This is a genomic window from Micromonospora sp. SD12, from assembly GCF_052068495.1.
Classification (GTDB): Bacteria; Actinomycetota; Actinomycetes; order Mycobacteriales; family Micromonosporaceae; genus Micromonospora; species Micromonospora echinofusca.
This window is the reverse complement of the sequence record NZ_JBQHDF010000014.1, coordinates 40,515-54,629: the sequence shown is the minus strand read 5'-3', so window position 1 is coordinate 54,629 and position 14,115 is coordinate 40,515. Positions and strand designations below refer to the sequence as shown.

Sequence of the window (14,115 nt, the reverse complement as noted above, 5' to 3'; positions counted from 1 at the left end):
AGGTTGCCCAGCACATCCGCCTCGCCGAAGAAGGTGGCCATGGGGAACACGCCGCACCCGCACGGCATGCCGCGCCGACGACTGCTGCGCCACGGCGCCGTCATCGCCGCCTCCGTGCCGCCGCTGCTGCTGGCGGGCCCACCCGGCGCGTCGGCGGCCGTGCCCCGGTACGACCCGCAGCAACGGTTCGTCCGTCTGGTGGGCGGCGGGTACGGCGTCATTTTCGCGATCCAGGCCGACGGCGCGTTGTACTGGTACCGGCACACGGGCTGGCAGACCGGCGCGTTCCGGTGGGCGAGCGGGTCGGGCCGCCGGATCGGCTCCGGCTGGCACCAGTTCCGGGCGGTCTTCGGCGGCCTCGACGGCTCGCTCTACGCCGTACGCGGCGACGGCACCATGCACCACTACCGCTACCGGCTGACCAACTCGACGACCGGCGCCGGCACCTGGATCAGCGGCGGGCGGATCGGCGCCGGATTCGAGCGCTACCCCCGACTGTGCGGGTTCCACGGTGCGTTCTACGGGCAGAACGCCGAAGGCGAGCTGTTCCTGCACCAGTACGACCTGGTCGGCAAGGCGTGGACCGTCCAGGGGGCGCGGATCGGCGGCGGCTTCGTCGGCGCCGTGTTGCAGGCCGACACCTCCGGCGTCCTCTACGCCTACCACTACGGCGACCTCCGCTGGCACCGGCACCTCGGCGGCGGCACCTGGGCGGCGGGCTCGGGCCTGCGCATCGGCTCCGGCTTCCGCAACTTCTTCCTCAACGACGGGGTGTGGTTCACCGGCCAGGGATCGCTGTACGCGATCCCGCCGAACGCGGCCAGCGTCCGGCAGACGGGCGTGCTCACGCAGTACCGGTTGACGAACCACACCACCGCCGGCCCCGACCGGCGGGCCGCCTGGATGAACAGCGGTACCGGGAAGAGGGTCGGCTCCGGCTGGACGGTGCAGACCCAGGCCGGCCTCCAGGGCTACGCCAACACGCCGAGCGTGGCGCAGGGCGAGGTGGCGCGGATCGCGGTGTCGACCGGGTTCCCGTCGCTCACCGCGTCGATCGTACGGTTGGCACCCAGTCCCGGCGATCCCGTGGTCGTCTCGCAGCCGCTGCCCGTGACCGGTGGCGTGCAGCCGCTGCCGGTGGGGTTCCTCCGGGTCGGTTGCGGCTGGTCGGACCGGTTGCGGTTCGCGGTCCCCGCCGACTGGCAGCCCGGCCTCTACGCCGCCCGCCTGGAGGGCCCCGACGGGCTGCGCCGGTACGTGCCCTTCCTCGTGCGGCCGACCCGCCCCACCAACCCGATCGCGGTGTTGCTGCCGACCTTCACCTACAACGCCTACAACAGCTGGGGCGGGCACAACCAGTACTGCCCGGACTGGACCGGCCGGCGGCCCCTGTCCGTACGCCGGCCGTCGACGGAGCTGAACGTCGACGACCCCGGCATCCGGGACCACACCCTCTTCTCGGACCTCCTGCTGACCCGCTGGATGTCCCGCCAGGGGCTCGCCTTCGACGTCTACGAGGACGCCGACCTGCACGGCTCCAACGGCTGGCTGACCAGGTACCGGGTGCTCGTGCTGGGCAGCCATCCCGAGTACTGGTCCGACACGATGCGCCAGCGCCTGGTCAACTTCCAGGCCGGCGGCGGCCGGGTCATCTACCCGGGCGGCAACGGCATGTACGAGCGGGTGCAGGTCGACTCCGCCCGTACGGTGGTGACCTACCGTCGCTCCGACGGCAGGCGGGACATCTACACGGAGCTGGGCCTGCCCGCCTCGCAGCTGCTCGGCACCAACTACACCGACGCCGGCACGTACGCCCCGTACCAGGTGCTGCGCGAGCATCCGCTGCTGGCCGGCACCGGCCTGGTGGCCGGCAGCAGGTTCGGCCGCACGGGCTACAACGGCGCCGCCAGCGGTTGGGAGACCGACGGGCTGCGCGGGCTGGCCGGCGAGGCGTCCCCGGCGCAGGTCATCGCCCGGGGCGAGAATCCGGGGGGCGGCGGCGCGACGATGGTCTTCCTGGAACGGCCCGGCGGCGCGCTGGTCTTCAGCGCGTCCTCGGTCTCGTTCGTCGGCGCCCTGGCCGACGATCCGGCGATGTCGACGCTGTTGCGCAACGTCTTCGACCGGATGCTGGCCTCGGCCCCGGCGGTCCGGGCCACCGAGGTCCCGATGCCGCGCACCACCCCCGCACCCGCCATCCCGGAGCCGTCGACGATGGAGTGACCGCGCTCAGAGCCAGCCCGAGCGGCGGAAGAGGCGGTGCAGGGTGAATGCGGCCAGCGCCATCAGGCCGAGCGCGGCGGGGTAGCCGTAGCGCCACTGCAGCTCCGGCATGACGGCGAAGTTCATGCCGTAGATCCCGGCGATGCCGGTCTGGGTGGCGGCGATGGCGGCCCACGCCGCGATCTTGCGCATGTCGTTGTTCTGGTCCACCGCGAGCTGCGCCAACCGGGACTGCAGGATCGAGTTGAGCAGGTCGTCGTATGCGGCGACCCGTTCCACCGCCCGGGTCAGCCGGGCGTCCACGTCGACGAACCACCGGTGCAGGGCACGCGGTGGGTTGTCGGGGCGCTGGTCGAGCAGTGAGCGTAGCGGCGCCTGTAGGGGCTGCACCGCCCGCTTGAACTCGACCACCTCGCGCTTGAGCTGGTAGATGTGCTGGATGTCGGCCGAGCGGTCGCGGGCGAACACCGCTTCCTCGATGCGTTCCAGGTCCCGCTCGACGTGCCCGGCGACTTCCAGGTAGAGGTCGACCATCCGGTCGCAGACGGCGTACGCGACGGCCCACGGGCCCTGCGCGAGCACCGCTTGGCGCTGCTCGACGTCGGCGCGGACGCAGGTGAGCGCGCCCGCGGCGCCGTGCCGCACGGTGATGGCGAAACGGTCGCCGAGCAGCACCATCACGTCGCCAGTGTCGATCACCTCGGAGGTGTCGGTCAGCTCGGCGTGCTCGACGTAACCGGCGGTGCGCAGCACCAGCAGGGTCACGTCGCCGTCGCGGCGCACCGTGGGGCGGTGGCCGTCGGCGAGGGCCTGCTCGACGGTCAGGTCGTCGAGCCCGAAGGTGCGCCCGACCGCCGCCATCACCGTCGGATCCGGCTCGTGCAGGCCCAGCCAGACGAACCCGTCCCGGGCGCGACGGCTGCGGGCGTACGCGTCGGCGTAGTGCGGGCGGCCGGGCTCGCGCCGCCCGTCCACGTAGACCGCACAGTCGACCACGGCGTCGGGATTGGCGCGTCGGGGCTCGGGCTCGCGCTGCCCCGGTACCCGCCGGCCGAGCAGCCGGTCGAACACGGCAGACAGTCTCACCCGTTCTCCCACCCGCAGAACCACCCGTCCGCCCTCCGCCGCGCCGGCAACCGCGCGGACACCGTACTCGCCTCGGGTGGTTCCGGGGTCACGGCACCCGGGTGGCGAACACGACGACGTTGTCGACGTAGCTGCCGGTGTCCCGGTCGAACCGGCCGCCGCAGGTGATCAGCCGCAGGCCGGTGGCGTCGCTGGGCCCGTAGACCAGGTCGGTGGGGAAGCGGTCCTTCGGGTACGACCCGACGCCGTCGACGGCGAACGTGGCGACGCTGGCGTCGGCGCGGGTGACCCGTACGGTGTCGCCGGCCCGCAGTCGGCCGAGGTCGAAGAAGACGGCCGGGCCGGCGGCGGAGTCGACGTGCCCGACGATCACGGCGTTGCCGCTCTCGCCGGGGCTGACGCCGTGGCGGTACCAGCCGGCCAGGGCGGGCCGGTCCAGCGGTGGCACCTCCAGGCGTCCCTCGGCGTCGGCGCCCACCGGGACGATCCGCGCCCGCACGTCGATGGCCGGGATCCGCACGTCCACCGGCTCGGCCCGGTGCAGCGGCGGCACCGCAGGCGCGGAGCGGGCCCGGGTGGGGGCGTCGGCGGCCTCCGGCCGGGGCGGGCGGGGCGGGATCGTCGCCACCCCGGTGGCGATCAGTCCGAGCCCCGTCGTGGCGAGCAGGACGATGACCGTGACCGCCCAGCCGGGCCTGCGCCAGGACACGATCCCACCTCCGTACGCGTTCGCCCGGGTGCCCGCTCCGGTGCGTGACCGGTGCGGGCACCCGTTGCAGGGATGGACGGTTCCAGGATGGACGGCGCGGGGCCGCCGGTCAGAGCGTGGCCGCCGCCATGTGGCGTCGGCGGCGGGCCAGGATCAGGGCGCCGCCCGCGGCGGAGCCGAGCAGGACGCCGCCGGCCGCCAACGCGCCGGTCCCGTCCGTGCCGCCGCGCCCGCCGGCCTGGGCCCCGCCGATCGGGGTGACGGTGAACGTGGCGCTGCCGGCCGCGCTGCCGTCGCCGCAGGTGGCGGCCACCGTGTAGGTGCCCAGGGTGAAGCCGGCGGTGAAGAGTTCGGCGCTCAGCCCGCCCCCGGCCGCCGCCGTGGTGGACCGGACGTTCTGGTCGCGGTCGGGGCCGGTGACGCGGAAGATCGCGTCGCCGGACTTCGGGTTGCAGGTCGTCGCGGTGAGCACGACCGTCCCGCCGACCGGCGTGGTGGCCGGTGACACGACGGTGTCGGCCAGCGCCGCGCCGGGGAGCAGGAGCGTGCCGAGACCCACGCCGAGCGCCGCCGATACGAGAACTGTCTTTGCCTTCATACGCGTCTTCCCTCACTTTTCGTCCGCTGACTGCGTGGGACGTCGTTCGGGTGGCCAACTCCGTGACTAGCACCGGTGTGACCAACCCTAGGAGGGTTGGGGCCCCCATCCGGTGAAAATGAGAAATCTTCGTTGCCGTCACGTGTCCACCCGGGAGGCGGAGGGAGCAGCGGAAATGCCGGCACGGCCCACCCGCGAGGGTTGGCCGTGCCGATGTCACCGGGGGTCGTGCTGTCGGGGCTGGGCCGTCTCGGCCCGTCTCGGGAATCGTGCCCCGCGGCGGGCCGTACGCGTCCGGCCCGCCGCGTTGGCCCGGTCCTGGCCGGTTTGCTCCGGGCGGACGCGTCCGTGCTCCGGGCGGGACGCGCCGCCGGTGCCGGCCCGCGTGCCGGGGCAGGGGTGGGTCAGCCCTGTGCGGTGGCGCTCTCGGGGCGCGGCTCGGGCAGCGGCTCCCCGGTCTCCAGCAGCGACTTGAGGCTGGCCAGGAGCTCCGGCCAGCCGCCGCTGCCGTCGAGCTGGCCGCTGACCGCCCGGTACATCTCGCTGCCCGGGGAGAAGTCCTCGTGGGTGACGGTCAGCTTGACGAACCCGCCGTACGGGGCGATGTCGAAGGTGACCCGGGACCTCCGCTCGCCGAGCCGGGCCGCCAGCTCCTCGTCGGACCAGCCGAAGTACGCGGCGTGCTCCGGCTGGAAGCCGTGCCAGCTGTAGGAGAGCCGGCGGAACGGCTCGGCGACCAGTACGCGTTGGCCGAGGTCGCGGAACTCGCCGCCCGGCTCGTCCTGCCACAGCACGGGGGAGCCGACCCGCCAGTCCGAGCGCAGCGCGACGCCGCCCCAGTAGCGGCGGGTGAACGCCGGTTCGGTCAGCGCGGCCCAGAGCTTCTCCGGGGTGGTGTTGACGTAGGTGGTGTAGACGAAGGTGGGACTGTCCATCGGCTCACGCTCCAGAGCTGTCCGTAGGTCGGCGAGTGCGCGCACCCGCTCGCGGTCGTAGCGGTCGATCCATCGTTCGGCGACGGCGTTGATCGGGACGGGGTTGAGGTAGTGCAGCTTCTCCCGGCCGCGTCGCACGGTGGTCACCAGGTTGGCCGCCGCCAGCACCGCCAGGTGCTTGCTGACCGACTGCCGGGTCATGTCGAGCCCGGCGCACAGCTCGCGCAGGCTCTGCCCGTTGCGCCGGTTGAGGTCGTCGAGGAGTCGGCGCCGACTCGCGTCGGCCAGCGCCCGGAACACGTCGTCCACCCTGCTCACCTCGCACATGCAGCCATCCGGCTGCCTGTCAGGTTAGGCAACCGGACGGATGCATGTCCAGCGTGTCGCCGCCTTCACCCGTCGAAGGCGGCAGGAGCGGTCAGGCCGGGCGGTCGACGTCGTCGTGCAGCAGCCCCACCAGCGCGGAGATGCCCTCCTCGCCGTGGCCCCGGGCGACCGCCTCGTCCAGCAGGTCACGTACCGGTCGCATCAGCCCGGCGTCGACCCCCATGTCCCGGCAGGCTGCCAGCAGGTTGCCGAAGCTGGCGGCCTGCATCCGCAGCGAGGACCCGTCGGCGTCGTGGGTGCCCGAGTCGACGGCCGCCGCCATGGCGGGCAACTCCCCGAGCATGGCGGTCAGCCACCCGGTCGCCATCGGCGCGAACTGGCCCGCCGGCGCGCCGGCCGCGCGGAGCATCGCCGTGGCGTGCAGGAATCCACCGAACATCCCGTACATGGCGGCGAGCAGGGCCAGGTCGTGCAGGGCCGCCCGACCGGGGTCGGTGCCGAGCCAGTGGACGTCGCCGAACGCCGCGAGGGTGTCCCGCCAGTCGAGGAAGGCGTCCTCCGCGCCGCTGTAGAGCACGAACGCGCCGGGCTTGCCGATCATGAACGGAACGGCCATGATGCCGCCGTCGACGTACCTCGCGCCCCGCGCGGTCACCCATTCCGCGAGCCGGCGGGCCTGCGCCGGAGTGCTGTTGGTCAGGTTCACCACCGTCCGGCCGGCCAGGGCCGGCGCCGCCTGCTCGAGCACCCGACGAGTGACGTCGTCGTCGAGGAGGCACACCACGACCAGTTCGCCCGCGGCGGCCGCCTCGGCGGCGGAGCCGGCCACGCCCGCTCCCGCCCCGGCCAGCGCGGCGGAGCGCTCCGGCGACCGGTTCCACACGGTCGTGGGGTGGCCGGCGGCGAGCAGCGCACCGGTCAGGGCCCTCCCCATCGCGCCGAGCCCGAGCACGGAGACGGGTCGGCGGCGTGGGGCGCTCACGCGCCCGTCTCCGCGTACACCCGGACCAGCCGGGAGAAGTCGTCGTCACCGTGCCCGGCGTCCACCGCACGGGCGGCGACGGCGTTGGCCGCCCGTAGCGTGCCGGTGTCGATGCCGTGCCCCTCGGCCGCCTCGACGATGTGCGCCATGGTGGCGGCGGCGGAGGCGATGGTGGAGACGTCGGCGGTGTGGTTCCCGACGTCGATCCGCCCGGCCAGGTCGTCGACGAGGTCGGGCAGCAGGCCCGAGATTCCCTTGGCGTACGGCGCGAGCTCGGTCGCCGTGATCCCCTCCGCCCGGGCCAGGGCGAAGGCGTGCGCGATGCCGCTCATCGCGGTCCAGAAGACGTCGAGCAGCGCCACGTCGTGGGCGGCCGCACGAGCCGGGTCCGGGCCCAGCCAGTCGGCCGAGCCGCCCAGGCTCAGCAGGGTGTCCCGGTGGGCGTGCCAGACCCGTTCGGGCCCGCTGTAGAGCACCAGCGCCTCGGCCCCGCCGATGGTGGGGGCCGGGGTCATGATCGCGCCGTCGAGGTAGTCGACGCCCTGCGTGGCGGCCCAGGCGGCCATCGCCCGGGCCCGCTGCGGGGTGTCGGCGGTCAGGTTCACCAGCGTGCGCCCGGCGAGGGCTTCGACCGCGGGCTCGACGACGGCGCGGACGGCGGCGTAGTCGATGACGCAGGCGAGTACCAGTGGGCTCGCCCGGACCGCCTCCGCCACGGTCGGCGCCCGCCGCGCGCCACGTGCAACGAGGGGATCGGCCCGGGCGGCCGTGCGGTTCCAGACGGTGGTCCGGTGGCCGGCGGCCAGCAGCGCGCCGGCGAGGGCCTGGCCCATCGGCCCGAGGCCCAGCACGGTCACCGGGGACAGGTCGCGGTCGGTCACGGAACTACTCCTTCGTGGATGGGGTGGCCCGGCCCTTGCGCGTGCCGCCGGGCCGGTCCCATCCTGTTTCCGTACGCGCGAAGCATCAAGTACCGACTATTTCCTCAGGTACTTACCTTTTTGTAAGTGAGAGCGGGGCGACGTGAAGAAGCGGACCTACACGTGCGGGCTCGACGCCGCGATCGACGTCGTGGGCGGCAAGTGGAAGGCGCTGATCCTGTGGGAGCTGGACCACGGCCCCCGCCGCTTCGCCGAGGTGCGCCGGGGGATCACCGGGATCAGCGAGAAGATGCTGATCCAGCAACTGCGCGAGATGGAGGCGTACGGCCTCGTGCACCGCGAGGTCTACCGGCAGGTCCCGCCGAAGGTGGAGTATTCGTTGACCGACTTCGGCCGGTCCCTCAACGAGGCGCTGATGCCGCTCGGCGACTGGGGCGAGCGGCACATGGCGACCATCGAGGCCATCCCCCGGGACTGACCGGTCAGGGCAGGGCGGTCGTCGTGTGGAACTGCCGTTCGACGACGGCCAGCAGGGCGGCGTGCGTCTCCGCGTCCGCCGCCACGAGCAGCCCACCCCCCGACCCAGTGTGCAGGGGCTGACCCCGCAGCCCGGTCACCACGCACCCGGCCGCCTGGCACAGGGCGATGCCGGCGGCGAAGTGCACACTGTCGCGTACGTCCCCGTCGGTGACGTAGGCGGCCCGCCGGCCGGCGGCGACCCACGCGACGGCCAGCGTGGTGGAGAGCACCCTGGGCCCGAACCGCGCGGCGAACTCCGCGTCCGCGAGCAGACCGGTCGCCCGGAACCCGGGGGCGTTCGGGAACGGCGGGTCGAGGTTGACGTCCACCAGCCGCGAGAGGGCCGACGGCGTGAGGGGTTCGTCGACGCCGTCGCGACGGACTTGTGCCCGGCCGTTCCCATGCCAGAACACCTCCCCGGCGAACGGATCGGCGACGGCCGCCGCGGTGATCCCGGCCTCGGTGCGCAGCGCCACGTTCACCGCGACCAGCGGGGTGCGCGCCGCGTAGTTCAGCGTGCCGCAGAGGGGGTCGACCAGCCACGTGCGCCCGGCCGAGCGGGAGCCGGTGTGCCCGGTCTCCTCACCCAGTACGGCGTCGCCGGGCCGGGCCCCGCGCAGGATGTCGAGGACGGCCCGTTCCGACTCCAGGTCGGCGGCCGTGGCGAAGTCACCGGGCGACTTGTCGAACCGCCGCAGCGGGCCGCCGAACCGGTCGCGTACCACCTCGGCACCCGCCTGCGCCGCGACGACGGCGGGCTCCGGGTCGGTGAGCACCATGCAGGGCACGGTAGACCAGGCCGGGCCCGGCGGCACGCCCCGACCTCAGGCGGGTCCGTCGGGATCGGTCACCCAGCCGGCGAGCAGCACCAGCCCGGAGGGCCGGTGCACGGCGAGGAAGCCGAAGGGGCGGTCGATGTCGAGGCGTACCCGTCGCTTGCGCGCGGTGACCGGCCGGGGCGCCGAGCCCGCCCGCGTGGAGACGGCGGTCACCGCGGCCGCGCGGAACCCCGTCGCGCCGAACGTCGCCGTCACGCTCTGCCGCGCCTGCGACACGGCCAGCGGGCGGGCGATGCCGGGGAAGTGGTCGCCGTCGCCGACGGCGGTGGCGAGACCGAACAGCGCGGCCCGCGCCAGCAGGTCGTGGTCGGCGCGGACGGTGAAGCCCACGGTGGAGACGAGCAGCTCGGGCCGGTCGTCGTACGCGTCCACGACCTGCTCGTCGACGCCGGGGCCGGCGGCGACGGGCAGCGCGGACGGTGCGCCGATCGCGCCGATCGCGGCCGGCAGCACCTGCGCCGCCCCGCGCCCCGGCGTGCCCAGGGCGAGCACCACGTCGACGTCCTCGGCGCCGCGTACGGTCAGCAGGCTCACCGGGCCGGCGGCGGTGTCGACGGCCCGTAGCGCGTCGAGGTCGTGGCCGATCCGGCTCAGCCCGGCCAGCCGGCGCCCGCGCCACGGCCCGGTGGCCGGCTGGCGCCAGGCGTCGCGGAACGGCTCGGCCCACCCGGTCCGCAGCGACAGGGCGCTGGCCAGGACCATCGCCGTGGCCGGGGTGACCCGCACCGGCATCCGGCGGATCAGGCCGTCGGTGTGCGTGGCTGCCCACTCGTCGAGGGCGGCCTGGTCGTGCGTCGGGTCGCCGGTCAGCTCTCCGCGCATGGCCGCCGGCACCTCGCGCAGCCACCGGTCGGTCAGCGCCAGGTCCCGCCGTGCCCAGGCGGCGAGGGCCAGCCGGGTGGTGGGGGAGCGGTCCAGGTCGACGCGGGCCGGGTCCGGCGCGACCGCGAGCAGCTCGTCGCGGGCCGGGCCGGCGGCGTAACGGGCGAGCAGCGCCAGCAGCGGGTAGACGCCGGCGCCGGAGACGACCGTCTGGCCGCCGTCGAGGGCGGACGTCCAGCGGGCGGTGAGCGCGTTGGTGGCGTCGGTGCTCATGGGGGCGGCGTCCTCCGGGGGCGAGGTGACCGTCGCCCGGCGGCGACCGCTGGCACCCTACCGCCGCCCGCCGCCCGCCGCCCGCCGCCCGCCGCCCGCCGCCCGCCGCCCGCCGCCCGCCGCCCGGCCGGAGGGCCGGAGGGCGGCCGGGCCGGTCGGTGGGGGGACGGCCCGGGCGGTGTGGCAGCGTGGGCGGCGTGAACACCTGCCCACCGCTGGACGTCGACCTGGCGCTGGTCGGTGGCGGCGGCGCCGCGTCGCTGGTCCTCGCGGCCCTGGACCGGCACGGCGTGCGTGACCTGCGGGTCGCCGTCGTCGACCCGGTCCACCGGCGCGGCCAGGACCGGACCTGGGCGTTCTGGGACCGGCCCGGCAGCGACCTGGACCCGCTGCTGGCCGCGAGCTGGCCCCAGGTCGAGGTGGCGACGCCCGCCGGCCGCCGCGTCCTCGACCTCGCCCCCCTGCGGTACGCCATGCTGCGCTCGGGCCCCGTCTACGACCGGGCCGCCGAGGCCGAGCGGCGGCTCGGGGTACGGCGGATCGTGGCACCCGTCGACGCCCTGCACGACGACGGCGATCGCGTGCTGGTGCGTACGGGCGGGGCCGGCCCGACCGTCCGTGCGTCCTGGGTGCTGGACTCCCGGCCCCGGCCGCCCCGGCGACCCGGGCGCACCAACTGGCTCCAGCACTTCCGTGGCTGGTGGCTGGAATCCGACGCGCCGGTCTTCGACCCGGCACGGGCCGTCCTGATGGACTTCCGCACCCCGCAGCCCGCCCGGGGCGTGTCGTTCGGCTACGTCCTGCCGGTCAGCGACCGGTACGCCCTGGTGGAGTACACCGAGTTCGGCCCCGACCTGCTCACCGACGCGGGCTACGACGCGGCCCTGGCGGGCTACCGGGACCTGCTCGGCCTCGACCCGACCGGGCTCACCGTCCGCGAGGTGGAGAACGGGGTGATCCCGATGACCGACGGCCCGTTCGAGGCCCGGCCCTCACCCCGGGTGGTCCGTCTCGGCACGGCCGGTGGCGCCACCCGACCGTCCACCGGCTTCACCTTCTCCGCCATGCACCGCCAGGCCGAGCAGGTCGCCCGTGCCCTCGCCGCCGGCCGCCCGCCGGTGCCCGGCCCCGCGTACCCCCGTCGGCACCGCTGGATGGACGCGGTCGCGCTGCGGGCGCTGGACGCCGGCGGCGTCGGCGGGCCGGACTTCTTCGGTCGGCTCTTCGAGCGCAATCCCGCCGAGCGGGTGCTGCGGTTCCTCGACGGCGCCACCAGCCCGGCGGAGGAGGTGGCGCTGATGAGTTCCACCCGGCTGGTGCCGATGGTCGCCGCCACGGTCGGCGACGCCGCGGCCCGGCTGCGCGACCGCGTCGATCCGGCCCGCCGCTCCGCGACGTGGACGGTCCCGCCACCGGTGGTCGGGGGCCGGGCCGACGCCGACGGCTGAGCGCCCGCCGCCTCAGCCGGCGCGGACGGCGTCGCGGACGAGGACGCGCAGCTCCTCCATCGGGTCGCCGTCGCCCGCGCTGAGCAGCGTCTTCGTCGCGGCCACGGTCAGGCCGAGCTCCGGATAGGCGTACGCGAGGCTGCCGCCGCTGCCCGCGCAGCCGAACGCCCCGTCCGGCTCGACCGCGTATCCCAGGCCGAAGCTCGCCTCCTGGCCGAAGACCCACTCCGTGCCGCGCACCGCCACGGCACCGACCTCCCGCAGCCGCGCGGGCGAGATCAGGCGTACGCCGTCGACCTCGCCGATCAGCGCGGCGAACATCCGGGCCACGGCCCGGGCGGACATCGTGCCGGTGGCCGGGACGTCGGCGCGGAGGAACTCGGGTCGGCTGCCGACGGAGGCGTCCGGCCGGAGACCGGGCGGGGCGACCCGGTCGAAGTTCGGCAGGTTGGCGGCGGCCCAGTCCAGCGTCGCCGACAGGTTGCGGTCGGCGACCGGGGCCAGCCGGTTCAGATCGGCCGCGGGCACCCCGAGGAACAGCTCGCCGGGTACGCCGAGCGGCCCGGCGACGTCCTCGGCGAGCACCCGCGAGATCCGCCGGCCGGTCACCCGCCGGACCACCTCGCCGATCAGCCAGCCGAAGGTCCAGGCGTGGTACGCGAGCACGTCGCCCGGAGCCCGCAGCGGCACGCTGTCGGCGACGATCCCGCACATCCGGTCCCAGTCGCCGGCGTCGGCGACGGTGACGTCGGACGGCAACGCGGGCACGCCCGCCGTGTGGGTCAGCACGTGCCGCAGGGTGACGCCGCCCTTGCCGTGGCGGGCGAACTCCGGCCACACCTCGGCGATGCGCAGGTCGTAGTCGAGCACGCCCCGCTCGGCGAGCACGTGCACCACGGTCGCGGTGAGCCCCTTGCCGGTCGACGCGCTCCAGATCGGCGTGCCGGAGGTCAACGGGCGGCCCGTGGCGCGGTCGGCCACGCCCGCCACCTCGTCCACCACCTGCGTGCCGTGCAGGTACGCGGCCACCTGCACGCCGTCCTCCCGGCCGGCGGCCACCAGCTCGTCGATCCGCGCGCGTACCTCGGCCCGCAGGCCGTCCCAGCTCCCCGTCACGGGAGGCCATCCTGCCAGCGGCCGGATGGCGGATCACACCCATTTTCCGCCGGCCACGCCGCGCCCCCGACAGCGGTGCCGGCGACGCCGATTCGGTAGGTTGCCGCCATGGTGGACGAGACGGCCGGCAGGGTCGTGCAGATCTGGACCGACGGCGCGTGCAGCGGCAACCCCGGCCCCGGCGGGTGGGGCGTGGTGCTGCGCTACGGCGCGCACGAACGGGAGCTGTGCGGGGGCGAGGCGACCCCCACCACCAACAACCGGATGGAGCTGATGGCGGCCATCCAGGCCCTGGAGAGCCTGACCCGCTCCGTCACCGTGGAGCTGCACACCGACAGCACGTACGTGCGCAACGGCATCACGAGCTGGCTGGCGTCGTGGAAGCGCAACGGGTGGCGTACGGCCGCGAAGCAGCCGGTCAAGAACGCCGACCTGTGGCAGCGGCTGGAGGCCGCCTGCGCCCGCCACGAGGTCACCTGGTTGTGGGTGAAGGGGCACAACGGTCACCCGGAGAACGAGCGCGCCGACGCGCTGGCCAACCGGGGCATGACCGAGGCCCGCGCGTCGGCGGTGCCCGCCGGACGCTGACCGGTCCGGCGGGCGGCGGTCAGATCACTCGGTACGGCTCGGGTCGACGGTGCCGGAGACGGCGTCCACGTCGTAGCCCGCGCGGCTGACCTCCCTGGCCGGGCGTCGGTCCTCGGCCGGCAGGTCGGCGAAGTCGTCGCCGGTGTCGTCGGTGGTGTGCAGGGACTCGCCCGGTGGTCGCAGCGACGCCTGCATGGCGGTCGCGCCGTCCGGCTCGTCGGTGGCGGCCTGGTCGAAACGCTTCTGTTCGGTCATGCCGCACTCCTGCCCCCGTGGCCTGCCGCCAAACGCGAGTCCTTCCCGGGCCTGCCGGCTGCACAAGCGCCCGACTGCCGCTCGGCGTCGTGGTGTTCCGCCCCGTGGTTGGTCAGCGTGGCGCGTCCGGGTGGCCCGGCATGGTGGAGCCGCCGCTGGAACTGCCCGACGCGCCGCCCGCCATGCCGGAGCCGTCGTCCTCGGTGACCAGGTCGGGCTTCTGCGTCGTATCGGCCGGCGCCGGGACGTCGGTGTCCGCCTCGACCTGGACCAGCCGGGCCTGGCCGGCCTCGTCCTCGGCGTGCGCCGGGTCGACCGGCAGTTCACCGTCGCGCGCCCGATACCCCACCGCTGCCTCCCCGTCCCGTCCACCGCTCCGTCGAGCCCCCGCCTACCCCCAACCCCCCCACCCGAAACCCACCCGCCCCGAGACGACGGGTCCGCGTTGCAGGCGGGGGCGCACACTCGCTCGTTGGCAGACGAGCTACTCGTTCGCCGGCGTGTCGAGAAGCCC

The 14,115-nt window shown here is 74.9% G+C and carries 15 protein-coding genes; 4 read left to right on the top strand and 11 right to left on the bottom strand.

Annotation, left to right across the window (positions count from 1 at the left end; genetic code table 11):
* The first annotated feature begins 39 nt into the window (after window positions 1–39).
* Window positions 40–2,223 carry a N,N-dimethylformamidase beta subunit family domain-containing protein gene (locus ACTMS2_RS22550; RefSeq protein ID WP_441177170.1) on the top strand — a complete coding sequence of 728 codons (2,184 nt, stop codon included), beginning with the start codon at window positions 40–42 and terminating at the stop codon, window positions 2,221–2,223.
* Window positions 2,224–2,229: 6 nt separating this feature from the next.
* Here ACTMS2_RS22550 and ACTMS2_RS22545 read toward each other — a convergent pair whose 3' ends face one another.
* The 6 genes from ACTMS2_RS22545 to ACTMS2_RS22520 all read right to left on the bottom strand — a co-directional run bounded on the left by ACTMS2_RS22545 (window position 2,230) and on the right by ACTMS2_RS22520 (window position 7,741).
* The gene (locus tag ACTMS2_RS22545; protein WP_441177169.1) at window positions 2,230–3,309 is read right to left on the bottom strand and encodes a magnesium and cobalt transport protein CorA; all 1,080 of its coding nucleotides are present in this window, start codon (window positions 3,307–3,309) and stop codon (window positions 2,230–2,232) included.
* An 88-nt stretch (window positions 3,310–3,397) separates the two neighbouring features.
* On the bottom strand, window positions 3,398–4,018 hold the full coding sequence (locus ACTMS2_RS22540) for a class F sortase (RefSeq protein ID WP_441177168.1): 621 nt from the start codon (window positions 4,016–4,018) through the stop codon (window positions 3,398–3,400).
* Window positions 4,019–4,127: 109 nt separating this feature from the next.
* Window positions 4,128–4,616 (bottom strand): hypothetical protein, encoded by a 489-nt coding sequence (locus ACTMS2_RS22535; protein WP_441177167.1) that lies wholly within the window; start codon window positions 4,614–4,616, stop codon window positions 4,128–4,130.
* 404 nt (window positions 4,617–5,020) lie between these two features.
* On the bottom strand, window positions 5,021–5,860 hold the full coding sequence (locus ACTMS2_RS22530; protein WP_441177166.1) for an ArsR/SmtB family transcription factor: 840 nt from the start codon (window positions 5,858–5,860) through the stop codon (window positions 5,021–5,023).
* A gap of 109 nt (window positions 5,861–5,969) precedes the next feature.
* Window positions 5,970–6,860, bottom strand: a complete 891-nt coding sequence (locus tag ACTMS2_RS22525; protein ID WP_441177165.1) for an NAD(P)-dependent oxidoreductase — start codon at window positions 6,858–6,860, stop codon at window positions 5,970–5,972.
* Window positions 6,857–7,741 (bottom strand): NAD(P)-dependent oxidoreductase, encoded by an 885-nt coding sequence (locus ACTMS2_RS22520; RefSeq protein WP_441177164.1) that lies wholly within the window; start codon window positions 7,739–7,741, stop codon window positions 6,857–6,859. Before ACTMS2_RS22520 ends, ACTMS2_RS22525 begins: the two co-directional genes overlap by 4 nt.
* A gap of 142 nt (window positions 7,742–7,883) precedes the next feature.
* Here ACTMS2_RS22520 and ACTMS2_RS22515 point away from each other — a divergent pair, with 142 nt between their 5' ends.
* Complete coding sequence (locus ACTMS2_RS22515; protein ID WP_441177163.1) at window positions 7,884–8,219, top strand: winged helix-turn-helix transcriptional regulator; 336 nt, start codon at window positions 7,884–7,886, stop codon at window positions 8,217–8,219.
* A 4-nt stretch (window positions 8,220–8,223) separates the two neighbouring features.
* On the opposite strand, the gene ACTMS2_RS22510 is transcribed toward ACTMS2_RS22515, so the two are convergent.
* On the bottom strand, window positions 8,224–9,039 hold the full coding sequence (locus tag ACTMS2_RS22510) for an inositol monophosphatase family protein (protein ID WP_441177162.1): 816 nt from the start codon (window positions 9,037–9,039) through the stop codon (window positions 8,224–8,226).
* Window positions 9,040–9,084: 45 nt separating this feature from the next.
* On the bottom strand, window positions 9,085–10,194 hold the full coding sequence (locus ACTMS2_RS22505; protein WP_441177161.1) for a serpin family protein: 1,110 nt from the start codon (window positions 10,192–10,194) through the stop codon (window positions 9,085–9,087).
* Between the two features lie 197 nt (window positions 10,195–10,391).
* Between ACTMS2_RS22505 and ACTMS2_RS22500 the strand changes: the two genes are divergently transcribed.
* Window positions 10,392–11,642: a lycopene cyclase family protein gene (locus tag ACTMS2_RS22500; RefSeq protein WP_441177160.1), complete on the top strand. Its 1,251-nt coding sequence runs from the start codon at window positions 10,392–10,394 to the stop codon at window positions 11,640–11,642.
* Between the two features lie 12 nt (window positions 11,643–11,654).
* On the opposite strand, the gene ACTMS2_RS22495 is transcribed toward ACTMS2_RS22500, so the two are convergent.
* Entirely contained in the window at window positions 11,655–12,758 is a 1,104-nt protein-coding gene (locus ACTMS2_RS22495) for a serine hydrolase domain-containing protein (RefSeq protein WP_441177159.1), read from the bottom strand.
* A 108-nt stretch (window positions 12,759–12,866) separates the two neighbouring features.
* On the opposite strand from ACTMS2_RS22495, the gene rnhA reads away from it, so the two are divergent.
* Window positions 12,867–13,346, top strand: coding sequence for a ribonuclease HI (rnhA, locus tag ACTMS2_RS22490; RefSeq protein WP_132239639.1), 480 nt, complete (start codon window positions 12,867–12,869; stop codon window positions 13,344–13,346).
* A gap of 24 nt (window positions 13,347–13,370) precedes the next feature.
* Here rnhA and ACTMS2_RS22485 read toward each other — a convergent pair whose 3' ends face one another.
* Complete coding sequence (locus ACTMS2_RS22485; RefSeq protein WP_441177158.1) at window positions 13,371–13,601, bottom strand: hypothetical protein; 231 nt, start codon at window positions 13,599–13,601, stop codon at window positions 13,371–13,373.
* A 112-nt stretch (window positions 13,602–13,713) separates the two neighbouring features.
* A complete protein-coding gene (locus ACTMS2_RS22480) occupies window positions 13,714–13,950 on the bottom strand; it encodes a preprotein translocase YidC (protein WP_441177157.1) in 237 nt (78 codons plus the stop codon).
* Window positions 13,951–14,115: the final 165 nt, after the last annotated feature.

Bases quoted from the DNA above. Each gene is read 5' to 3' on its own strand.
- ACTMS2_RS22485 (WP_441177158.1), bottom strand. From the start codon at position 13,601: ATGACCGAACAGAAGCGTTTCGACCAGGCCGCCACCGACGAGCCGGAC.
- ACTMS2_RS22550 (WP_441177170.1), top strand. From the start codon at position 40: ATGGGGAACACGCCGCACCCGCACGGCATGCCGCGCCGACGACTGCTG.
- ACTMS2_RS22510 (WP_441177162.1), bottom strand. From the start codon at position 9,039: ATGGTGCTCACCGACCCGGAGCCCGCCGTCGTCGCGGCGCAGGCGGGT.
- ACTMS2_RS22535 (WP_441177167.1), bottom strand. From the start codon at position 4,616: ATGAAGGCAAAGACAGTTCTCGTATCGGCGGCGCTCGGCGTGGGTCTC.
- ACTMS2_RS22505 (WP_441177161.1), bottom strand. From the start codon at position 10,194: ATGAGCACCGACGCCACCAACGCGCTCACCGCCCGCTGGACGTCCGCC.
- rnhA (WP_132239639.1), top strand. From the start codon at position 12,867: ATGGTGGACGAGACGGCCGGCAGGGTCGTGCAGATCTGGACCGACGGC.